23 protein-coding genes are annotated in these 21677 nt (G+C 68.5%); 13 read left to right on the top strand and 10 right to left on the bottom strand.

Features of this window, described 5'->3' with window-relative positions; genetic code table 11:
• The first annotated feature begins 135 nt into the window (after positions 1-135).
• Together AB4Z48_RS00890 and AB4Z48_RS00885 are read left to right on the top strand one after the other, a co-directional pair.
• The gene (locus tag AB4Z48_RS00890; RefSeq protein WP_441611937.1) at positions 136-747 is read left to right on the top strand and encodes an IMPACT family protein; all 612 of its coding nucleotides are present in this window, start codon (positions 136-138) and stop codon (positions 745-747) included.
• Positions 744-1094 (top strand): 2Fe-2S iron-sulfur cluster-binding protein, encoded by a 351-nt coding sequence (locus tag AB4Z48_RS00885; RefSeq protein WP_441611936.1) that lies wholly within the window; start codon positions 744-746, stop codon positions 1092-1094. The genes AB4Z48_RS00890 and AB4Z48_RS00885 overlap by 4 nt, the downstream gene beginning before the upstream one ends.
• Here AB4Z48_RS00885 and AB4Z48_RS00880 read toward each other — a convergent pair.
• Positions 1027-2142 (bottom strand): extracellular catalytic domain type 1 short-chain-length polyhydroxyalkanoate depolymerase, encoded by a 1116-nt coding sequence (locus AB4Z48_RS00880; RefSeq protein ID WP_441611935.1) that lies wholly within the window; start codon positions 2140-2142, stop codon positions 1027-1029. The genes AB4Z48_RS00885 and AB4Z48_RS00880 overlap by 68 nt on opposite strands.
• 314 nt (positions 2143-2456) lie before the next feature.
• On the opposite strand from AB4Z48_RS00880, the gene AB4Z48_RS00875 reads away from it, so the two are divergent.
• The 4 genes from AB4Z48_RS00875 (at position 2457) to AB4Z48_RS00860 (ending at position 5468) form a co-directional block, all read left to right on the top strand.
• On the top strand, positions 2457-3281 hold the full coding sequence (locus AB4Z48_RS00875; RefSeq protein ID WP_441611934.1) for a prolipoprotein diacylglyceryl transferase family protein: 825 nt from the start codon (positions 2457-2459) through the stop codon (positions 3279-3281).
• A complete protein-coding gene (locus AB4Z48_RS00870; RefSeq protein WP_441611933.1) occupies positions 3278-3475 on the top strand; it encodes a hypothetical protein in 198 nt (65 codons plus the stop codon). Before AB4Z48_RS00875 ends, AB4Z48_RS00870 begins: the two co-directional genes overlap by 4 nt.
• Before the next feature lie 343 nt (positions 3476-3818).
• A complete protein-coding gene (locus AB4Z48_RS00865; RefSeq protein ID WP_441611932.1) occupies positions 3819-4445 on the top strand; it encodes a LysE family translocator in 627 nt (208 codons plus the stop codon).
• A 108-nt stretch (positions 4446-4553) separates the two neighbouring features.
• The gene (locus tag AB4Z48_RS00860) at positions 4554-5468 is read left to right on the top strand and encodes a serine/threonine dehydratase family protein (protein ID WP_441611931.1); all 915 of its coding nucleotides are present in this window, start codon (positions 4554-4556) and stop codon (positions 5466-5468) included.
• A 27-nt stretch (positions 5469-5495) separates the two neighbouring features.
• Here the strand turns inward: AB4Z48_RS00860 and AB4Z48_RS00855 are convergent, their stop codons facing one another.
• The 4 genes from AB4Z48_RS00855 to AB4Z48_RS00840 form a co-directional block, all read right to left on the bottom strand.
• Positions 5496-5852, bottom strand: coding sequence for an antibiotic biosynthesis monooxygenase family protein (locus AB4Z48_RS00855; RefSeq protein ID WP_441611930.1), 357 nt, complete (start codon positions 5850-5852; stop codon positions 5496-5498).
• Positions 5853-5897: 45 nt separating this feature from the next.
• The gene (locus AB4Z48_RS00850) at positions 5898-7016 is read right to left on the bottom strand and encodes a cytochrome P450 (RefSeq protein WP_441611929.1); all 1119 of its coding nucleotides are present in this window, start codon (positions 7014-7016) and stop codon (positions 5898-5900) included.
• A 274-nt stretch (positions 7017-7290) separates the two neighbouring features.
• On the bottom strand, positions 7291-8754 hold the full coding sequence (locus AB4Z48_RS00845; RefSeq protein WP_441611928.1) for a PQQ-dependent sugar dehydrogenase: 1464 nt from the start codon (positions 8752-8754) through the stop codon (positions 7291-7293).
• A 348-nt stretch (positions 8755-9102) separates the two neighbouring features.
• Positions 9103-9948 carry an aldo/keto reductase gene (locus tag AB4Z48_RS00840; RefSeq protein ID WP_441611927.1) on the bottom strand — a complete coding sequence of 282 codons (846 nt, stop codon included), beginning with the start codon at positions 9946-9948 and terminating at the stop codon, positions 9103-9105.
• Between the two features lie 83 nt (positions 9949-10031).
• Between AB4Z48_RS00840 and AB4Z48_RS00835 the strand changes: the two genes are divergently transcribed.
• Positions 10032-10496, top strand: coding sequence for a YaiI/YqxD family protein (locus AB4Z48_RS00835; RefSeq protein WP_441612263.1), 465 nt, complete (start codon positions 10032-10034; stop codon positions 10494-10496).
• Between the two features lie 61 nt (positions 10497-10557).
• On the opposite strand, the gene AB4Z48_RS00830 is transcribed toward AB4Z48_RS00835, so the two are convergent.
• Entirely contained in the window at positions 10558-11505 is a 948-nt protein-coding gene (locus AB4Z48_RS00830) for a LysR family transcriptional regulator (RefSeq protein WP_441611926.1), read from the bottom strand.
• An 81-nt stretch (positions 11506-11586) separates the two neighbouring features.
• Between AB4Z48_RS00830 and AB4Z48_RS00825 the strand changes: the two genes are divergently transcribed.
• From AB4Z48_RS00825 to AB4Z48_RS00800, 6 genes are all read left to right on the top strand, one after another.
• Entirely contained in the window at positions 11587-12018 is a 432-nt protein-coding gene (locus tag AB4Z48_RS00825; RefSeq protein WP_441611925.1) for a nuclear transport factor 2 family protein, read from the top strand.
• Positions 12019-12022: 4 nt separating this feature from the next.
• Complete coding sequence (locus AB4Z48_RS00820) at positions 12023-13168, top strand: iron-containing alcohol dehydrogenase family protein (RefSeq protein WP_441611924.1); 1146 nt, start codon at positions 12023-12025, stop codon at positions 13166-13168.
• Between the two features lie 64 nt (positions 13169-13232).
• A complete protein-coding gene (locus AB4Z48_RS00815) occupies positions 13233-14111 on the top strand; it encodes a TauD/TfdA dioxygenase family protein (protein ID WP_441611923.1) in 879 nt (292 codons plus the stop codon).
• Positions 14108-15034, top strand: coding sequence for a fumarylacetoacetate hydrolase family protein (locus tag AB4Z48_RS00810; protein ID WP_441611922.1), 927 nt, complete (start codon positions 14108-14110; stop codon positions 15032-15034). Before AB4Z48_RS00815 ends, AB4Z48_RS00810 begins: the two co-directional genes overlap by 4 nt.
• A gap of 82 nt (positions 15035-15116) precedes the next feature.
• Complete coding sequence (locus AB4Z48_RS00805) at positions 15117-16124, top strand: tripartite tricarboxylate transporter substrate binding protein (RefSeq protein ID WP_441611921.1); 1008 nt, start codon at positions 15117-15119, stop codon at positions 16122-16124.
• A gap of 8 nt (positions 16125-16132) precedes the next feature.
• A complete protein-coding gene (locus AB4Z48_RS00800; RefSeq protein ID WP_441611920.1) occupies positions 16133-17338 on the top strand; it encodes an alpha-hydroxy acid oxidase in 1206 nt (401 codons plus the stop codon).
• Positions 17339-17433: 95 nt separating this feature from the next.
• Here the strand turns inward: AB4Z48_RS00800 and AB4Z48_RS00795 are convergent, their stop codons facing one another.
• From AB4Z48_RS00795 to AB4Z48_RS00780, 4 genes are all read right to left on the bottom strand, one after another.
• Positions 17434-17736, bottom strand: coding sequence for a putative quinol monooxygenase (locus tag AB4Z48_RS00795; RefSeq protein ID WP_441611919.1), 303 nt, complete (start codon positions 17734-17736; stop codon positions 17434-17436).
• Positions 17737-17766: 30 nt separating this feature from the next.
• Entirely contained in the window at positions 17767-18747 is a 981-nt protein-coding gene (locus tag AB4Z48_RS00790; protein ID WP_441611918.1) for an NAD(P)H-dependent flavin oxidoreductase, read from the bottom strand.
• Positions 18748-18789: 42 nt separating this feature from the next.
• The gene (locus AB4Z48_RS00785; protein WP_441611917.1) at positions 18790-20601 is read right to left on the bottom strand and encodes an acyl-CoA dehydrogenase C-terminal domain-containing protein; all 1812 of its coding nucleotides are present in this window, start codon (positions 20599-20601) and stop codon (positions 18790-18792) included.
• A 65-nt stretch (positions 20602-20666) separates the two neighbouring features.
• The gene (locus AB4Z48_RS00780; protein ID WP_441611916.1) at positions 20667-21677 is read right to left on the bottom strand and encodes a Bug family tripartite tricarboxylate transporter substrate binding protein; all 1011 of its coding nucleotides are present in this window, start codon (positions 21675-21677) and stop codon (positions 20667-20669) included.

The following is a 21677-nucleotide window of genomic DNA, read 5'->3' as shown; positions in this document are numbered from 1 at the left end:
CCGCGTTGCCGCGGCGCGACCGGGCAGCGCACAGGGCCGGCCCGCGCGCTGCGGTACACTGACGCACGCTCGCAGTCCGCAGCCCAGTCCCTTAGCTTTCCGCCCGCCGTCGCGCCGCATGGCGCGGCCTTATCCGTGCCGACCTACACCCTCGCCTCGCCCCTCCAGGCCGAACTGGAAATCCGCAAGAGCCGCTTCATCGGCTACGCCATCCCCGTGGCCGACCGCGAAGCGGCCATGGCCGAACTGCAGCGCCTGCGCACCGAGCATGCCACCGCCACCCATGTCTGCTGGGCCCTGCTGGCCGGCGGACATTCTGGAATGTCCGATGACGGCGAGCCGTCCGGCACCGCGGGCAGGCCCATCCTGGAGGTCCTGCGCCACCATGAACTCGAAGGCGTGCTGGCGGCCGTGGTGCGCTACTACGGCGGCATCAAGCTCGGGGCGGGCGGCCTGGTGCGGGCCTATACGGATGCCATCGCGGTGGCGCTCAGGGACGCGCAGCGCATCGAGCGCATTGCCTATGCCGCGCTGGTGGTGGAAGTGGACTACGCCGACGAGGCGCGCGTGCGCCGCTGGATCGAACAGGCCGGCCACGTGCTCGCGCACGGCGAGCATGGTGCCGCCGCCCGGCTCACCATTCGCCTGCCGGCCAGCGAGGTGGACGCAGCGCGCGTCGCGCTGCGCGACGCCACCCACGGACGCGCGCGCTTTCCCGACGCCGGCCACGGCGAGGACCAGCCGTGAGCGAAGGCCCGCCGATGACGCAGGCACCGGTGTTCCGGGCGCGCGTGGAGCCGCTCGGCCACGAGTTCGCCGCGCCGGGCACGCAAACCCTGCTGCAGTCCGCGTTGCAGGCCGGCTTGCGGCTGCCCAGTTCCTGCCGCAACGGAACCTGCCGCGCCTGCCTGTGCCAGCTTTCCGCGGGACACGTGGCCTACCGCATCGAATGGCCCGGCGTCAGCTTCGACGAGCGCGACGAGGGCTATATCCTGCCTTGCGTGGCTTACCCGGAAAGCGATGTCGTCATGCAAGCGCCGCTCGCCCGGCAGCAGCCGGACGAACCCGCCCCCGCGCCGCCAGGCACTGCATGAAGAACTGCCAGGCGATACGCAAGGCGTCGGGCCCGGACGGATCGCTGAAGGCCTGGCCGGACGCGCCGCCGCTCCACGCGTGCCCGAGTCCCTCGATACGTACCAGCCGGAGATAGGGCCGCCCCTCGTCCGACCACGCGAACACGGTGAAGGGCCGGCGCTGGCCGCGCTGGATGCGCCGCGGCGCGGCCAGCGCCGGCGCCTTCGGCAGCAGTTGCTGCCATAGCGCGGCCGCCGCGAGCGCATTGTCGAAATGCACCACGTGATCGGCATCGCCGTGCAGCAGCAGCAGGGGTGGCGGGCGGCGGCCGGCCAGCGACGACCGTGCGGCGTGCATGTCGGGATGGCCCTTGCCATGCATGACCCGCGCCGCCTGCGCGGCATTGCCCGCGCTGAGCGCGACCGCGCCGGAATGCGAGCCCACCGCGGCGAAGCGGTCCGGATAGCGCAACCCCAGCGTCTGCGCCATGGCGCCGCCCGCCGACAAACCCAGCGCGAAGACCTGGTCGGCGCGCACCAGGCGCCGCTGGCAGACCTGGTCGACGATGGCCATCAGCAGGCTGGCTTCCGCCGCCACGCGCGCAGCCGAACGGAACCAGTTCCAGCAGCGCTGCGCATTGGCGTGGGAGGATTGCTCCGGCATCAGCACCACGCAGCGGGCGCTGCGCGCCAGCACGGCGGCGCGCGTGCAGGCGGCAAAGCTGGACGAGTCCTGGCCGCAGCCGTGCAGCAACACCAGCAAGGGTGCCGGCCGCGACGCGCTCACGCCGGACGGGATGAACAAGCGGTAGCGGCGCTGCACCAGCGGCCCCAGCCCCCCGCTGCCCTCCTCCCAGCGCCCGCCACCGCGGCTGACCGGCGCCGGCGCCGGCGAGGCGACGCCGCTCAGCACGCGCTGCGCGGCCTGGCTCATGGCTTCGCCCTGCCTGACCGCCGACTTGATGGCGCTGCGCGTGACGGTGCGCTGCGCGCGCCGCACATTGCGCGTGGCGATCTTGCTCAGCGTATTCCAGAGCGTGGCGCCGCTGCTTGCCCGGCGGCGTGTCATCGGCGATCTGCCATGAGACCTCTCTTCCACGGGTTGCGGAGATGCGCCGTAGTATGCGGCCCGCCAGCGGTTCCTGTCAGGTCCTTTGCGCGCACGCCGACCATGTCGGCGCCACCCGCACGGCGGGTCGTCCACATTTGCCAGGCACCGGCGACCGGCACCTGAGACGATCGGGCAAACTCGTGAGCCTTGCGGGCGTTCACCCGCGACTGCCGCCGCCCTACACTGCGTGCGTGTCGCTGCGCGCCTTGCCGCACCGGTGTGCCGCGAGGCGGCGGGCGACCCGACATTCCACTCATGACTTTGAAGGCAATATGAAGATCGGCCCCCTGGTGCTCCCTGTCGCACCGTTGATCCTGGCGCTTGGCGTCGCCACCGCAGTGATGGTCGGGCGCCGCCTCGCCAAGGACCGGGACAGCATCGAAGGCGCGATATTGCGCATCGTGCTGGTCGGGCTGGCGGCAGCGCGGCTGGTCTTCGTCATGCGCTACCTGCCCGCCTATGGCGGCAAGCTTCCCGACATGCTCGACATCCGCGACCTGGGCTTCGACCTGCCCGCGGGTGCACTCGCCGGCGCGGGCATGCTCGCCTGGTATCTCCTGCGGCGCAGGCCGCAGCGCCTGGCGCTGCTGGCCGCGGCGGCCGCGGGCACGGTCGCCTGGAGCGCCGCCACCGCGGCGGCAAGCCTGTCGGCCCCGCCGCAGATGGTCCCCGCCGTTTCGCTCGCCAACAGTGCGGGCCAGTTCCAGCCGCTGGCAAGATCGGACGGCAAGCCGATGGTGGTGAACCTGTGGGCGACCTGGTGCCCGCCATGCCGTGCCGAGATGCCAGTGCTGGCCAGGGCGCAGGCGGACAATGCCTGGGTGCACATCGTGTTCGTGAACCAGGGCGAGCCGCGCCCGCTCGTGCAGGGCTACCTGGAGGACAGCCAGGTCCGGATCGGGAACCTGCTGTTCGACGCCAACCTCGAGGTCGCCAAGGCCGTGGGCGTGACCGGGTACCCGACCACGCTCTTCTATGACGCGCGCGGGCATCTGCTGGGCACGCACCTGGGCGGCTTCAGCCGCGCGACGTTCGAGAACGCGCTTCACCATTACTATCCGGCCGCTTCCGCGGCGAACAAGGAGCAACAGAAATGAAGACACCGCGCCCGGACCGCCGCGCCCTCGAGCAGGGCGCATTCACGGCGGTCGCATGCTGGACGCTGCAGGCCATGGAAACACAGGCGCAGGCCTCGCCCGCCACGCCGGCGCGCCATGCCGCCGAGGCGACCACCGTGGGTAGCCGGCTCCTGTCGCGGGTAGGCAGGCTGCTGCGCGGCGCCGGGAAGTAGGCGCACGGGTGCATCACGGGCCGCATGCGCACCCGTCCGGGCGCCCCGGCCACGGCGTGCTCCTCCGATCGAGACGATGGAGCAAGCTAATGAAACCGGCGGTCATTTGCGGTGCGGGTGCGGACTCCTACAGTACCCGTATCGATGACGGCACCCAAGGCCCGCCAGCCCGCAAGTGCCGCCGCCAGTTTCGAGGAGCTTCATGATGCGCGAAAGCCGTGGTCCGATTCCCGTGTCGTTCTTCGGCACCGGCGCGACGCCCCGGCCGCATGCTTGCTGATGCCGGCCACATATGCGTTGCTCACGCGCAATCCTCACACACGAAACGAAAGGAGTCCCAGACATGCCCCCGATCGAAACGCTGCTGCCGTTCTTCGGCATCTCGGTGATACTTGGACTCACGCCCGGCCCGGATAACGTCTTCGTGCTGCTGCAATCGGCGATGCGCGGTCCGCGCGCGGGCATGGTCGTGGTGCTTGGCCTGTGCACCGGGCTCCTGGTGCACACCGCCGCGGTGGCGTTTGGCCTGGCCGCGCTGTTCGCGGCTTCCGAGGTCGCGTTCGCGGCGCTGAAGATCGTCGGCGCCCTGTACCTGGCTTACCTCGCGTGGCAAGCGTTCCGCGCGCCGGTCGGCGCCATGGCCGACGGCGGCGCGGACAGCACGGGAGCCGGGCATATGTACCGGCGCGGGGTGGTGATGAACCTCACCAACCCCAAGGTGGTCATCTTCTTCCTTGCGTTCCTGCCGCAGTTCGTCGCGCCGGCCCATGGACACATCGCGCTGCAGATCCTGCTGCTGGGGCTGGTCTTCATCGTCGCCACGCTGCTGGTGTTTTCGGTGATCGCCTACTTCTCGGCGATGTTCGGTGCCCTGCTGCTGCGTTCGCCACGCGCGCAACGCGCGCTGAACTGGTTCGCCGGCATCGTATTCCTCGGACTCGCCGCGCGCCTGGCCACGGCCCATCTGTGACCCGCATCTGACCTGCATCTCGTGTGTGGCCGGCCGCGTTTCGATACCATATCGAGCCGGGCCGGGCGCTACCCGACCCGATTCCCCGATTTCACAGGACCGTTCCTGATGCCCCTGCATATCGAAACCCCGTTACTCGAATCCTTTCCCTTGAGCCAGGCCGCGGGCCGTTCCGTCTGGCTCAAGCTCGAGTCCTTGCAACCTGCCGGCTCGTTCAAGCTGCGCGGCATCGGTGCCGCCTGCGAGGAACACGCGCGCCGCGGCAAGCGCCGCTTCATTTCCTCGTCCGGCGGCAATGCCGGGATCGCCGTTGCCTACGCCGGGCGCTGCCTCTCGATCCCGGTCACGGTGGTGGTTCCGGAATCCACCACGGCGCGCGCGAAGGACCTGATCCGCCAGCAGAATGCCGAGGTGATCGTCCATGGTGCCAGCTGGAACGAGGCCAATACGCTGGCGCTGTCGATGATCGGCGAAACGGAGGCATTCCTGCACCCCTTCGACGATCCCCTGCTCTGGGCCGGCCACGCGACCCTGGTCGACGAGATCGCGCGCACGGCGTTCAAGCCGGACGCGGTGGTGTTGTCCGTGGGCGGCGGCGGGCTCATGTCCGGCGTGATCGAAGGCCTGCAGCGCAACCAGTGGGGCGACGTGCCGGTCATTGCGGTGGAAACCCGGGGCGCCGACTCCCTGGCGCAATCGATGCAGGCCGGCAAGCGCGTCACGCTGGAAGCGATCACCAGCATCGCCACCTCGCTTGGCGCCAAGCAGGTCTGCGAGCGGGCGTTCTCGCTGACGCAAGCCTATCCTGTGCGCAGTGCCGTCGTGTCTGACCGCTCGGCGCTCGCGGCGTGCGAGCGTTTTCTCGATGACCACCGCATCCTGGTCGAACCTGCGTGCGGCGCCAGCCTGGCCCTGGCCTATGAGCGCGCGCCGGAACTGGAGCCGTTCAGGAACGTGCTGGTGGTGGTCTGCGGCGGCGTCACGGCCACCGTCGACAACCTGCGGAGCTGGGCGCAGTCCTGAGCCGGGTCGCGATGCAAGCCGGGCGCCTCATCGCGGCAGGGGCGCATGCACGGCGCGGCTGTCCGCCGGCGCCTGGTCGCGCTCGTCGAGCCCGTAGTCGCGCAGCACCTGCGCCACGCGCAGGCGGTAACCCGCGAACACCCCGCCACGCCCGGCCGACTGCGCGTGGCGGTGCTCCTCGGTATTGCGCCAGGCCTTGACCGCGGCTTCGTCGCGGAAGAACGACAAGGACAGCAACTTGCCGGGGTCGCTCAGGCTCTGGAAGCGCTCCACCGAAATGAAGCCGTCGATGGCCTCCAGCGTGGGGCGCAATTGCGCGGCGATGCTCAGGTAGGTGTCCATCCGGCCTTCGGCCGGTATGACTTCGAAGATGACTGCGATCATGGCGTGGCGTGTGCTTGGGGGTTGTTCGGGCCCGGCGCGGCCGGGTCAGAGGAATTGCGGAATGCGCGCGTTGAGCGAAGGCCGGTAGCGCGATGCGCGCGCCAGCGCCGCCGGGCGCGCGCCGCGTGCCAGCAGCACTTCCACCACGGCCTGCGCCACCGCCGTGGCGAGCGCGTCGCCGGGGCAGGCGTGGCGGCCGCGGCCGAAGGTCCAGGGCGGCGAGCCCGCATCCACGCTGTCGTCCAGCGATGCGGCGGCCAGCACCACCAGCACGGCGTCGCCGGCCTTGAGGTCCGCGCCGCACAGGCGTGCATCGGCGGCGAGAAAGCGGCGCGTGTTCTGCACCGGCGGATCTTCGCGCAAGACGCGCGCGGCGAGCTCGCGCAGGTCCGCGGCTTGCGCCGCCTCGCCGGCATGCCGGCGTCCCAGCCACAGCAGCATATTGCCGACCAGCCCGGCAGTGGCCTCGCACGACTGGATCAGCAGGCCGATGGCGTTGGCCGCGATGACATCCCGGGCAATGCCGGCGGCCTGCGCGTCTCGCACCAGCGCATCGAGCGGGCGACCGGCGCCCGGCAACTGCGTGCGCATCCAGGCCTGCAGCGATTGCGCGGCATCGCTGCCGCCGGCAATCTCCTGCGGCGTCGCCAGCGGCGACAGCGCGCGCGCGAAGGCCGCCACCTGTCCGGCGACCGCTGCGCCCTCGCCGGGCGCGCCGGCCACCGCCATGCCCAGCGCATCGGCCACCGCCAGCACCGGCAGCGCGAACATCCAGTGGTTGACCGCGGCTCCTGCCTGCGCGGCATCGAACGGCAGCGCCTGCGCGAGCGCCGCCACGCGGGCGCGCATGCCGCCCGGATCCAGGCCAGCCAGATGCTTGCGCAGCACATCCTTGAGCGGCGCCTGCCATGCGGCATCGTTCATGCGCACGAGGCCACCGAACAGCACGCCGGCAGCGCTGCCCACCAGCGCCGGCGGCACCGGCTGCGCTGGCGGACGTACACGGCAGGCGGGATGCGCCAGCACCGCCGCGACCTCCGCCGCGCCAGCCGCGACCCACAGCCCGAGCGCTTCGTCGCGATAGAACGGTCGCTGCGCGGCGAGGGCGCGATAGTAGGCCGCGGGATCAGGAGCGGTCACGGCGGCGAGGGGATCGGACGGCATGGATGGATGCATGGGGGCAAGGGAGCGAAGTTGGCGTCGGGCGCATGCCGCGGACGTGCTTGCACGCGTCGCGCGGCAAGCGCCGGTGTCACGGCAGCTTTGGCCTAGTGTGCTACCCGCGCGCATCACGATGGTTCATCGTGGCCTGAACTATGCAATGCAGGAAATGCCGGATGCGCCCCGGGGAGCCGGCCGGGCGCCGGGCCGCCTTGCGCGCGCGGGGCGGCGCGTGGTCCGCTTCGCTTTGGTCGCGACGACACCGGCGGCGCGGCGGTCACGGCGTCGCCGCGGCCCGCTCGACCCGATACACCTTGCCACTGGTGGCCGAGGTGGCCGGATCGGCCAGCACATACAACTCCTGCGCGGCATCCTGGCCGAACGAGAGCACGCTGCCGCCGGCCGTGACCTGCCAGTCGACTTGCTCGGTCACAGCGCCGTCGCGGTACATGAGGCTGAGCAATTTGCCGGCGCAGAGGTCGGAATAGAAATAGCGTCCCTGCAACTCCGGAATCGCGCTGCCGCGATACACATAGCCGCCGACGATCGCACAGTCGCCGGCGCTGTGCGCGTAGTCGGACACCGGCAGCGTCAGGCCCGCCGTGTTGCAGGGCTTCGCTCCCTCGCACAGGACGCCCTCGGTACGATTCCAGCCGTAGTTCAGCCCGGCGCTGGAGGCAGGGGCCACGTCGATCTCTTCGCGCTGGTCCTGTCCCACATCGGCGATATAGATCAGCCCCGTCGTATCGAACGAGAACCGCCAGGGGTTGCGCAGCCCCAGCGCCCAGATCTCGCCGCGACCGCCGGCCCCACCGGCGAACGGATTGGTCGACGGCATGGTGTACGGCTGCCCGCCCGCGCCACTGACATCGATGCGCAGCATCTTGCCGAGCAGCACATTCGGGTTCTGGGCATTGCCCGATGGATCGCCCGTCCCACCACCGTCCCCGGTGCCGATATAGAGCATGCCGTCCGGCCCGAACGCGAGCTGGCCGCCATTGTGATTGTTGAAAGCGCTGTGCGGGATCGCCAGCACCACAGTACCGGCCGCATCGGCGAGGTCCGGGTTGCCGGCGGAGACGCCGTAGCGGGCGATGGTGATGGCACCGTTCAGATCAGTGTAGTAGACATAGAAACGCCCATTGGTGGCATAGCCCGGATCGAATGCCATGGAAAGCAGGCCGCGCTCGCCATCGTTGGTGGTCAGCGCGCCGATATCCAGGAATGGCGTGGCGGACAGCGCGCCGTTGCGCACGATACGGATGCGTCCGGGACGTTCGACCACGAAGACCCGCGCGTCGCCGCCCGGCGCCGTCAGGAATACCGGCGACTGGAGGCCGCCTGCCACTTCGTTCAGGGCCAGCCGGAGATCCACGGGCGGACCGTAGATCACGCCGGCCACCGGCGCGGTGCCTGGCGCCACCGCAATCGTCTGGACGGGCAATTGTGGCCGGTACGACGCGGAACTCGTCAGGACGTTGGCTGCGGTCACGGTATAGGTGCCCGCCACCAGGTTCGCCAGGGTCGTCGATACGCCCAGCGTCTGCCGGTAGCCGCCGGGGCCGGTGACCGTCACATTGGCGGGAATCCCGGCCGGCAGCCCCGATATGACGACCGAGAGCGTGCCGGTTCCGCCGCCGCTGACACTCACCGCACCGTCGCCGCCACCGCCGCATGCGGCAAGGAAAAGGCTGCAGGCGCCGAGCAGGCGGCACAGGGTATGTCGGAGTGTGGCTATCATGGCTGGCTCCCGTCATGGTCTGCGGCAATGGGATCGCGGGCGGGCGGCAAGCCCTTGCCCCCTGCCGGGGGCCCGGCAGCGCCGGCAGGCTTTACAAGCCGCGGTAGAAAACTCGCCGCGGCGCCAGCTGCCGGACATTGTCGCCGGGCCTGGCGCCCGGGCGAAGGTGTGGCGTGCCGCCGGCAATCCGCGCATCGCCAGCGTGCGCCTCCACGTAGCGGCACGCAAGGATTCGGCCACTACAGCCCCCCTTAGGCCGCACATATGGGCCTCACATACGGGCGCAGGTTAGCCCGGGCCCCTTCGGCATGACGCCACGCGCGACCACTCGCAACCTTCAGCGCCACTTCATCTCAAATCGTCGCAGTCTTCTGGCGCCAGCCTGAGGCCTGCTGCGTTCACATTTTCCTCAAGGTGACTGATGGATTGCGTGCCGGGGATGGGCAGCATGACGGGTGACTTGGCGAGCAGCCACGCAATAGACAATGCGGCGTGCGTGAGCCCGCGACGCGTGGCGACCTGCTTCACCTTGAGCGCCCGTAGCCCTCGCTTGCCACCCAGCGGATACCAGGGCAGAAAGGCAATCCCGAGGCGCTCGCATGCGGTGAGGACGTCCTCGCTGGTCTGGTCTCTCAGGTTGTACGCGTTCTGGACCGACACGATGGGCGTGATGCTGCGTGCCAGACTGAGCTGCGCGACGGTAACGTTCGAAATACCGATATGGCGGATTTTTCCTGTGCGCTGCAGATCGGCCAGGGCGCCTACCGACTCGGCAAATGGCACGTTCGGATCGGGGGCGTGGAGCTGATACAAATCGATGCGCTCCAGCCGCAAGCGCTGCAAGCTGCCGTCAACCGCAGTCCGCAAATGGTCGGGGCGTCCGTCCCGGACCCAGGTTCGACGAGCCGGTCGCACCAAGCCACCTTTCGTACCGATGACCAGGTCCGGAGGATAGGGATACAAGGCCTGCGCGATCAATGACTCATTGGCCTCCGGACCGTAGCTATCCGCAGTGTCAATGAAGTTCACGCCAAGCTCGATCGCTCGACGCAGGACTCGATGGGCCTGATCCCGATCCCTTGGTCTTCCCCAGGCCGAATCGCCACACAGACGCATTGCGCCGAAGCCCAGCCGATTGACTGTCAGGTCACCGAGGTCTATCGTGCCCGCGAGCGCTGCGCCGTTCTGTTCCATTGGAACTCCATCTTGTCGGCGTCCTCGATATGACGCGCGCAGGCAGTAATATGAGCGTTCCCTCCCTCAATTGGAATCCCGCGATGCAAGTACTGGTTGACGCCGACGCCTGCCCGCTTGTCGTCAAGGAAATGCTGTATCGGGCCGCGCAGCGTGTCGAAGTGTGCGTCACGCTGGTGGCGAACCGGTATTTGCGCACGCCGCCTTCGCGCTTTATCAAGGCACTGCAAGTGCCGGCGGGCATCGACGCCGCCGATGAGCGCATCGTCGAGCTGGCCGGCCATGGTGACCTCGTGATTACGGCGGATATACCGCTTGCCGCCGCCGCCCTCGACAAGGGTGCCTATGTGCTCGACCCGCGCGGAAGCTGGTTTACCCGTGAGAATATCCAGGAACGCCTGACCATGCGCGAGGTGATGGACCAGCTCCGCGGCTCGGGTGTCGATACCGGCGGTCCGGCACCGTACGCCCAACAGGATAGCAAGGCGTTCGCTGGCCAACTGGACCGATTCCTGGCAGGCCATGCCCCGCCAGGCGCGGCCGCCTGAAGCGTGCTGGCCTCGCGAACCGTGGTTGCTTCAAGACGGCGGCACGCCCAGGCGCGCAGGTTCAGCGCCACCCCGACACATCGCTGAAGCGCGCCTTCAGGAAATCGATGAACACCCTCACGCGGGTCGGCATGTGCTGGCGGCTTGGAAACACCGCGAAGATGTCCAGCACGGTGGGCTGGTAGGCCGGCATGACATGTCGCAGCCGCCCTTCGCGCAGGTCGTCGTTGACCATATAGGTCGGGTGCATGGCGATGCCGTGCCCGAGGATGGCCGCATGCCGCAGCGCTTCGCCAAAGTTCGCGCGGATCGTGCCGGTTACGCGCACTGACGTATTGCCCTCCGGCCCATTGAACGCCCAGGTATTGGTCGGCGATTTCAGCGCATGCACCAGGCAATCGTGCGCGAGGAGGTCCTGCGGCGTGGCGGGATAGCCGCGCGCGGCGAGATAGCGGTCCGACGCCACCAGGATCTGCGGCACCACGGCGAGCTTTTGCGCGACATAGCTCGTGTCGCGTAGCGATGGCGCGATGCGAACGGAGAGGTCGAGTCCATCCTTGACCAGGTCGGCCCGTCCATCGTCCAGGTGCAGGATCACCTGCACGTCGGGGTGCAGCACCGAGAACTCCGTCAGCAGTGGCACCAGGTGGAACGCGCCGAACGAAGGCGGCGTCCCCACCCGCAAGGCACCGCGCGGCGATGTGATCGATCCCTCGATCGCGGCCTGTGCCTGGTCGTATCGCTCGAGCAGGTCCGCCCCTGCTTCGAGCAGGGACAGTCCGGCATCGGTCAGCGCCACGCTCTTGGTGGTGCGCGTCAGCAGCCTTGCGCCCAGCGACGTTTCCAGCCAGGCCACATGCTTGGTCACATTCCCCTTGGACATGCCCAGCCGCTCGGCGGCCGCCGAGAAACTTCGGCCCCTGGCCACTTCCAGAAAGACCTCGATACAGCGCAACCGGTCCATATTGCCTCGTTGTTTCCAGTCCGGAAACAACAAATTCTCGTCCATGTGCTTCCCGGGCGCAAGCAGGGTCGGTAGTCTTGGCACAGATGCAGGCACTTTCGCTTGCTTCCAACGCGAAAACAATCAATGGCGCCCTCCCACGCCCTGCTGCCCCTTTGCCAGCAACTGCTGCACCGTTTCTTCCACTGTCTCGACCAGTCGGACTATGACGGCCTGCTCGCCCTGTTCGATCCGGACGGCGTCTGGCACCGGCAAGGGGTGGCGCTGCGCGGCCACATGGCGATGGCCGAAGCGATGCAAACCCGCTCGACGACGCAACGCATCCGCCATGTACTGAGCAACGTTTTCGTGCACAAGCATGACGACCACGTCGCCGAGGTGGGCGGGTACATGGCGGTCTATCGCTTCGACAACGGCCATCCGCAGGACGGCCTGGTGACGATCGACGGCCCGTCACAGCTGTACGCGGTGCAGGCCACGATCCGGCTCGGCGCGGACGATGCCACGCTGGTGGCGCTGACCATCACCCCCGAATTCCGCTTCGTTGCGGCGGCCTGACGCCATGAACGCGCACGAATTCGCCCATCAGTCCCTGCGCACGCGCCTGGTGCTGCGCGCCGGCGCCGTCCATGCGCTACGTGAAGAGCTTGACCGCCTCGGCGTAAAGCGGCCCCTGTTGCTGACCAGCCCGCGCACCGCCACATCGGCGCTGTATGCCACCGTGCAGGATCTGTTGCAGGATGGGGCCGCGCTTTCGGTCAGCGACATCCCGGCGCATTCGTCGGTTCAGACGGCGACCCGTATTGCCGTTGCCGCCCGCAGCGCACAGATCGATGGTGTCGTGGCCGTCGGGGGCGGCAGCGTCAGCGACACGGCCAAGGCAGTGACGCTGCTGCTGGCCGAGGGCGGCGAGCTGGCCCGGCACGCCAGCCGTTTCATACCGCCGCGCCAGGTGATCATGCCCGCGCTGCTGGCGCCGAAGCTGCCGATCGTCTCGATACCGGTCACCGCCTCGGGCGCCGAAGTGACACCGTCCTTCGGCATCCGCACCGATGCCGGCACCAAGCTGCTGTTCTGGGACGCGCAGATCGCCAGCCGCGTCGTGCTGGCCGACCCGGCGGCTACGCGTGATATCCCGGCAGCGCTGCTGCTGAGCACGGCGATGAACGGGCTGGCCCATTGCATCGAAGGTCTCTACTCGACGGCACGTTCACCGATCGCTTCCGTGCTGGCGCTCGACGCCACACGCCGCTTCGGCAGCGCGATGCGAGAACTGGCACGCGACGCGCAGAGCGAAGCGGCGCGCGCGGAACTGCTGCTGGCCGCACATATGTCCGGCATGGTGCTCGCCAGTGCGCGAAGCTGTCTCCATCACGCAATCTGCCATGTGCTCGGCGCCACGTTCGGCGTGCCGCATGGCGCGGCGAATGCGGTGATCCTGCCCCACGCGGTGCGCTTCAATGCGCCGGCAGCGCAGGCCGAAACCGATGCCGCCGCGCAAGCGCTCGGCGGCATCGACCTGCCGGCTTGCCTGACGGCCCTGCAGGCAGACACCGGCGTGCCCTCGCGCCTGCGTGACCTCGGCATCGCCCGCGACGCCCTGCCCGCCGTCGCGCATCACGTGATGGGCGAGCGCGGGCTGGCCTTCAACCCGCGTCCGGTGGCACGCCCCGACGACGTTCTTTCGATCCTGATGGCCGCCTGGTAAGGCGTCTTGCCACACAGGCCCCCGCACAAGCCCCCGCATCAGCCCCAACACGGAGACACACCTCATGAATATCGTGCCCAACGCCGACGGCTTCGGCGCCCGCATCGAAGGCCTGGACCTGTCCCTGCCGCTGACCGACGCCGGCCAGACGCAGGTCGAACAGGTGCTCGGACGCTACGGCGTGGTCAGCTTCCCGAACCAGTCGCTCGATGCCGCCAGCCTGAAGGCCTTCAGCGACCGCTTCGGCAAGCTCGAGATCAACGTGGCCGGCAAGTACCAGGAACCCGGCATCCCCGAGGTCATGATCCTGTCGAACATTGTCGAGGACGACACGCCGATCGGGCTCGCCGATGCGGGACAGGACTGGCATACCGACATGTCGTACAGCCGCATGATCGCGTTCTGCAACATCCTCTATGGCATCGAGATTCCGCACCGCGATGGCGAGCCACTCGGCTGCACCGAGTTCTGCAACATGCACGCCGCATACGACGATCTGCCGGCCGACATCAAGACGCGGCTCGATGGCATGACCGTGCTGCATGATTTCAACAAGTTCTGGGAAATGATGCGGCGCGAGAAAGGCAGCCAGCGCCCGCCGCTGACCGAGGCGCAACGCGCCGCGAAGCCACCGGTGTCGCATCCGGTGTTCTTGACCCACCCGATCACGGGGCGCAAGGTGCTCTATGCCAACCCGGGCTATTCGGTACGTATCAATGAGCTGCCGCCGCAGCAAAGCGACGAGATGCTGGCTTACCTGTTCGCGCACCAGTTGCAGGACAAGTACCGCTACCGCCACCGCTGGACCGTCGGCGATGTGCTGATGTGGGACAACATGGGCACGATCCACAATGCCGTGGCCGACTACCGCTCCGACGAGCGCCGGCTGATCAAGCGTTGCCAGGTCATGGCGAACCGCTTTTTCCCGGAGGCCACGGCATGAAGCTCGCGACATACCTGCAAGACGGCAGGCCTGGCATCGGCGTCGTGACCGGGGACGACCGCCTGCTCCCGGTGGCCGACTGGGTCAGGCAGACGCCTGTCACGCAAGCCGTCACGCTACGCTGCGCCGCCGCTGGCATCGAACCGGCGGCCGGCGGCATGCTGCGGCTCCTGCAGGCCGGTCCCCCGGCGCTGGCCGCGCTGGCCCTGCATGTGCAAGCCATGCGCGAAGCCGGCCACGCCGCGATGATTCCCCTGGATGCCGTGACGCTGCTGGCGCCGGTTCCGCGTCCCGGCAAGATCGTCGCCATCGGTCGCAACTATGCCGACCACGCGAAGGAAACGGGCGTGGCGCCGTTCGAGAAGCCGCGCATCATCGCCAAGCTGCCCTCGAGCGTTGCGGCACCGGGCACGGCAATTCCGTGCCCGCCAGACGTGACCAAGCTCGATTTCGAAGCCGAGCTGGCCGTCGTCATCGGCGTGCATGCAAGGCATATCGAGGCGCATGAGGCGCCGTCGGTCATCGCCGGCTACACCGTGCTCAACGACATGAGCGCGCGCGAGTTCCAGTTCGATGTGTCGCCGCCGCAGACCACGTTTGCCAAGAGCCACGACGGCTTCGCGCCGATGGGCCCGTGGCTGGTCACACGCGACGAGGTACCCGATCCCCAGGCGCTCACGGTAGAAGCCTGGATCAACGGCGAGCGCATGCAACATGGCCATACCGCCGACATGCTGTTTCCCGTCAACACGCTGATTGCCTACCTGTCGCGCTTCATGACGCTGGAGCCAGGCGACGTGGTGGCCACCGGCACGCCGGCCGGCAGCGGTGCCTTCCGAGATCCTCCGCGCTACCTGCGCGCCGGCGACAGGCTGCGCCTGTCGGTATCGGGCGTGGGCGTGCTGGAGCACGGCATCGCCTGACGCAGCAACAGCAATAGCAACAGCAGAACAGCAGCAAGCCGGCGCACCAGACGCCGCCCGCACGACACTCAAGGAGACAACCATGAAATGCCCCCCGCACATCACTGCCTGGCAACGAATGGCCGCCACGCTCGTGGCAGCCGGCGCACTGCTCGGCACCGCGCCCGCAGTCGCCGCAGCCACCGCCACCTATCCGTCAAAGCCGATCCGCATGGTCGTGGGCTTCGCGGCCGGCGGCCCGACCGACGTCATTGCGCGCGTGCTGGCGCAGGACATGAGCACCACGCTTGGGACATCGGTATTGGTCGATAACAAGACCGGCGCCAACTCGCTGATCGCCACCAAGGAAGTCAAGGCCGCCGACGCCGACGGCTACACGGTGCTGTTCGCCTCGCTATCGCACAACGTCAACGCGCTGCTGATGAAGGAGCGCGCCGGCTACGACCCGCTCAAGGACTTCGTGCCCGTATCGAACGCGGCGATGCTGCCGCTGGTGGCCGTCACGGCGGCGAATTCCCCGTATCACACGCTGCCCGAGCTGATCAAGGCAGCCAAGTCCGGCGACGGCGCCGTGAGTTTCGGTTCGGCCGGAAACGGCGGCTCGGGACACCTGGCCGCGGAACTGCTGGGGACGACGGCGAAAGTGCATATGACCCATGTACCGTTCCGTGGCAATGGTCCCGCGCTGACCGAAGTCATGGCCGGTCGCGTATCGTTCACCTTCTACCCGATCATCGGCATTGCCGAATACGTGAACCAGAAGCGCCTGCGCGTACTGGCTGTCGGCACCGCCAGGCGGCTGCCCGAGTTCCCCGATGCGCCGACGATGGCCGAATCCGGCTTTCCGGGCTTCGAGGAGACGGCACCGTGGGTGGGACTGCTCGCGCCGGCCGGCACGCCCAAGGAGGCCGTCGACAAGCTTCATGATGCGATGGTCAAGGCGCTGGCCAAGCCCGCGGTGAAGGAGCGCCTGCGCAGCCTTGGCGCGATCCCCGTTGGCGACACGCCGGCCCAGTTCGCCGCATTCCTGAAACAGGACCAGCAGAGGTGGCAGCGCGTGATCCAGTCGGCCGGCATCAAGGCAGAGTGAGCACCACGATGAACGCCCATTCGATTGCGGACCTGCGGGCGGCGGCGCGCAGGTATCTGCCGCGCGCCATCTTCGATTTCTTCGATGGCGGCGCCGAAGACGAAATCACCCTCGATGACAACGTGGCCGCGTTCCGGCGCATTCGCCTGGCCCCGCACACGCTGGTCGACGTGTCTTCGGTCGACACCGGCGCCACGGTGCTGGGCGCCCCGGCGGCGATGCCACTGGCCATCGCACCTACGGGTGCGGTCGGCTTTGGCCGGCACGGCGGCGACGTGGCCATCGCCCGTGCGGCCGCGGCGGCCGGTGTGCCATATACCTTGTCGAGCACTGCCACGGCCTCGATCGAACGGATTGCCGACGCGGCGCCGGGACGGCTCTGGTTCCAGGCCTACATCCTGCGCAACAAGCCGTTCCTGCATGCCTGGATGGACCGCGCCCATGCGGCCGGCTACGAGGCGCTGGTCATTACGGTGGACCTGCCCGTGGGCGGCAAGCGCGAGCGGGACTTCCGCAACGACTTCCGCGTGCCGTTCCGTTTCACGCCGCGAAACCTCCTGGACTTCGCGACGCGCCCACGCTGGGCAATGCGTCTGCTGACCCACGGCATGCCCGTGATGGAAAACCTGCAGGGCCTGGAGGCGGAAGCCCGGAGCGCCAGCGCCGTGGCATCGTCGGTCGGCCGAAACTACGATCCCGCATTCGACTGGGATGCGCTGGCCGCGCTGCGGGACCGCTGGCCGCGCAAGCTGATCGTCAAAGGCATTCTTCGTCCCGACGATGCATTGCGCGCGGCGGCGCTGGGCGCCGATGCGATCGTCGTGTCCAATCATGGCGGGCGCCAGCTAGACGGCGTGCAGGCATCGATCGATGCATTGCCTCCGGTGGTCCAGGCACTGAAGGGCCGCGTGCCGGTGCTGCTGGACGGTGGCGTCAGGCGCGGCAGCGACGTCCTCAAGGCGCGCGCGCTTGGTGCGCAAGCCGTGCTCGTGGGCCGCGCCACGCTCTACGGCGTGGCCGCGGCGGGCGAGGAGGGTGCGCACCGCGCATTGGCGATCCTGCAGGACGAGTACATGCGAACGATGCAACTGTGCGGTGTGACGCGCACCGAGGCGATCTCGCGCGACCTGATCCTCGGCGCGGGACGGATGGCCGATGGCGGACCGCGCTCACAAGAGCCCATCGCGCATTCCCCCGCTGCCGTCAGCGCCTGACCCCGGACCCGTCACATCACATGAGGTCGCCTGGAGACCTCGACCCTGCCATGCGCGCAACGAGGCCATCTCGTCAGAGGCGTGGTGCGCCGCCGTCAGGATGTGCCGGCACCGGATTCCACCGCCGCGAGCCTGAACACAGTCGGCGCACCATCCATGAACGCGCCCATCTGCCGACCGATGCGGCGATAGTGATCGGCCTTGACGTGGGCCTGGGCCGCAGCCTCGTCGGCATAGCGCTCGATAAAGACATAGACGCGGTCTTCATCCGAGCGCCACAGCTCATATGACAGGCAGCCTGCTTCACCGCGCGATGCGGCGACCAGGTCGGCCGCCAGCGCTTCGAACTCGGCCTCCCGGCCTTCCTGGACTTTGATCTTCGCAACAATTCCACGCATTGCCTTTCCCCCTGCTGGTATGTTCAGTATTCATGCAAGCGACAGCATCCCCTGCAGTCGCTTTGCAACGATGTCTTCCGCCTGGCGCATGATTCGGTCGATCAGTTCTCCGACCGTGGGTATGTCATGAATCAAGCCGGCGACCATGCCGCACGACCAGGCGCCCGCGTCGAGGTCGCCGTCTTTCATGACACGCGGATAGACGCCACCCACCTCCTCGGCGATGTCCGAGAAGGCGATGTCGGCCCCGAGCCGCCTTTCCTTCTCCAGCAGGCGCTCGACCCCGGCGTTGTTCAGCACGCGCTCGGTATTGCGCAGCGGCCGCATCACGAGCCGCGTATCGAGTTCGGTCGCCGCGACGATGGCCTGCTTCACTTTCTGGTGTACCGGCGCCTCGTGGGTTGCGACGAAGCGCGTGCCCATATTGATGCCGCCGGCACCCATTGCCAGCGCCGCCACCAGCGAGCGGCCATCGGCCATGCCGCCCGAGGCAACGAACGGCACCTTGAGCTCGTCCGCGGCGCGGGGCAGCAGGATGAAGTTGGGAACGTCGTCCTCGCCGGGATGGCCGCCACATTCAAAGCCGTCCACGCTGACCGCGTCGCAGCCGATGCTCTCGGCCTTCAATGCATGCCGCACCGACGTGCATTTGTGGATCACCTTGATCCCGGCTTCGTGCAGCATCGGCAGCCATTTCTGCGGGTTGTTGCCGGCGGTCTCGACGACCTTGACGCCGCCATCGATGATCGCGCGCACGTAGCCGGGGTAATCGGGCGGATTGCGCGCGGGCAGGAAGGTCAGGTTGACGCCGAACGGCTTGTCGGTCAGTTCCCGGCAACGCCGGATCTCTTGCGCCAGGGCCTGCGGACTCGGCTGCGTCAGCGCGGTGATGATGCCCAGCCCGCCCGCATTGGACACCGCGGCAGCCAGCTCCGCGAACCCGACGTAGTGCATGCCGCCCTGGATGATCGGATGCGCGATGCCGAACAATTCGGTGATCTGCGTTTTCATTGGCGAATCTCCTTTGAATGAATGGGTGAGAGCGAATGCTGGTCAGAACTGGTCGGCCGGCAACGCCATCAGGCAGGCCGCGCCGGTTTCCACGCGCTGCCGCAAGGCCGGAACCAGCGGCAGTTCGCGCGCGAACCAGTAGCGGGCGAGTTCCAGCTTGCGCGTGAGGAATGGCTTGTTTGCCGCCGCGGGCATGAGGCCGAGCGCCACATCCGCTATCCGCAGCCACGTCCAGGCGCAGGCGACGATGCCCATCATCGTGAGGAAATCGCTGGAGGACGCGCCGGCGTCGTACGGGTCGCGCGCCGGGTCAGCGAACCAAGTGGCGCAGGCGCGGATGTCCTGCACGGCTTGCCGCAGCGCATCGGCATGCGGGCGAAGCGGCTCGCGCTGCCCCGCTTCCGACGCCGTGCCCTCGACCAGTTCGAGGAAGTCAGCGAGCGCGCGGCCACCGCCGGCGGGCAGCTTGCGCAGCACCAGGTCCAGGGCCTGCACGCCGTTGGCGCCTTCGTAGAGCTGGAAGATGCGGCAGTCGCGCACCAGTTGTTCGACCCCGTTGTCGCGGATATAGCCGTGCCCGCCCATCAGTTGCATGGCGTCGTTGGCCGACTCGAAGGAACGGTCACTGAAGAACGCCTTGACCACCGGCGTCAGCAGGCTGCCGATCGCGTTGCGGCTGCCGCGCAGCGCTTCGTCCGGCTCGTCGAGCAGCGTCCTGACGAGCAATCCCAGGGCGCGGGCGGATTCGAGGAAAGCTGCCTGCTTCAGCAGCAGCCGGCGCACGTCCGGATGGACCACGATCGGGTCGGCGGCGCCGCCGCTGCGGTCTTCGGCCTTGGCCGCCCGGCCGGCCAGCCGCTCGCGGGCGTAGTCGGCGGCATGGCCATAGGCGCGGGTCGCCGACGACAATGCCTGCAGCCCGGTGCCGAGGCGCGCCGAGTTCATCATGTCGAACATGCCGCTCATGCCGGCGGACGACTTGCGCTGCGTCCCCGCAGGCTGGCTCGACTCCTGCAGCGGATACGCCAGCGCGTGCTCGAACGACATCGTGCAGGTGGCGCTGCCCTTCAGGCCCATCTTGTGTTCGATGCCGGCCACGACGACGCCGTTGGGGCCGCCCAGCGTGCCGGTGTCGGGGTCCACCACGCGCTTGGGAACAAGGAACAGCCGGACCGTCGAAAGGTCGTCACGGATATGGCCGCTCTCGTCCGGCACCTTCGCCAGCACCAGGTGGATGACATTCTCGGTCAGGTCCTGGTCGCCGCCCGAGATAAAGATCTTGGTGCCACTCAGCCGCCAGCTGCCGTCCGGCTGCGGCACCGCGCGCGTCTTCATCAGGCGCAGGTCAGTGCCGCAATGCGGCTCGGTCAGGCACATCGTGCCCGCCCAGCGTCCCTCGACCATCGCAGGCACGACGTGCTGCAGCATCCAGGGCTCGCCGGTGCGGCGGATCGTGGCATGCGCGCCGGCCGTCAGGCCCGCATAGAGGCCCAGCGAATTACAGGCCGACGCGGAGAACTCGCGCACCGCCTGTCCGATGGTCTCCGGCAGTCCGGCACCGCCGAGTGCCTCGGGCGCCGACACCCGGTTCCAGCCCGCCTCGCACAGCGCGGCGTATCCGGCCGGATAGCCGTCCGGCGTCCGTACCGCGCCGTTTTCGAAACGGCAGCCCTGCTCGTCGGCCGGGCCGTCCAGCGGCGCCCAGACTTCCTCGAAGAAGCGGGCGGCCTGCCCGAGCACCTCGCGTGTATCGTCGCGCGCGAGGTCGCCCAGTGCATGCGGCGCGACCGGCGCGATCACGTCATGCAGCAGGAAGACATAGTCGTCGACGGGAGCTTTGTATGTTGTGGACACAGCAATTCCTTGTTCGTGAATGCAATGGATGGCGATGGATGGCGATGGATGGCGATTGCCGGCGCTCAGGCGTCGCCCCGGCGATAGCCGATATCCCGGACAAACTTCGCCCACTCCGCGTTGGTCTGCTGGACCGACCGGTCCATCTGCGCCGGGGTCAGGGCTTGCGGCGGCAGCACGCCCAGCTTCGCCAGACTCTGGCGATAGGCCTCGGAAGCCGTGATGCCGGAGACGAGCCGGCTCAGCGCCGTGACCGTCTCCGGCTTCGTCCCCGCCGGCGCGAACATGCCGAAGAACCCGCTGATGGCCTCGACCTGGGGCAGGCCCAGCTCGCGGAAGGTCGGAACCTCCGGCGCATACGGGCTGCGTTCGGGGCTGGACACCGCGAGGGCCAGCACCTTGCCCGCCTTTACCTGCTCCATTGCCGGCTGGTAGGCGTCGATCATGAGTTGGACATGGCCGCCGATCAGGGCCTGCATCGCCGGCGCGCCGCCCTGGAACGGCACGTGCAGCATGTCGACCCCCGCGGACTTGCCGAGGATCACGCCGCCGAAATGCCCTTGCGTGCCTTGCCCGTACGAGCCGTAGGTGATCTTCCCGGGATTGGCCTTCATCCACGCGACCAGCCCCTTCAGGTCCTTCGCCGGGATGCCGGGATTGGCGTAGAGGAACAGCGGCGTGCGGCCCAGTTCCGCAACCGGGATCAGCGCCTTCAGCGGGTCGAACGGCAGTCCCTGCGTGTGCGGCAGCAACGTCACGGTGCTGCCCGTCGTCACCAGCAGCGTGTGGCCGTCCGCCTGCGCGCGCGCCACGAAGCCGGTGCCGATCGAGCTGGAGCCGCCGGGGCGGTTCTCGACGATCACCGGGGGCGTCTTCTGGCCCGACATGCCATGCGCCAGCGTGCGCGCCACCACATCGGTGGTGCCGCCGGCCGGATACGGCACCACCAACTGCAGCGTCTTCGATGGAAAGGCCGACTGGGCCAGCAGCGCGCGCGGCAGGCTCGTCGCGGCGGCCGTGGCGGCGCCGGCAAGCAGCCACTTGCCCGCCGTCCTTCGGTCAATGGATCGGCTCAT

It is taken from the genome of Cupriavidus sp. 2TAF22, assembly GCF_052115045.1.
Taxonomy (GTDB): Bacteria; Pseudomonadota; Gammaproteobacteria; order Burkholderiales; family Burkholderiaceae; genus Cupriavidus.
Note: the sequence above shows the minus strand (reverse complement) of the source record. Positions and strands in the feature narration are given on the sequence as shown.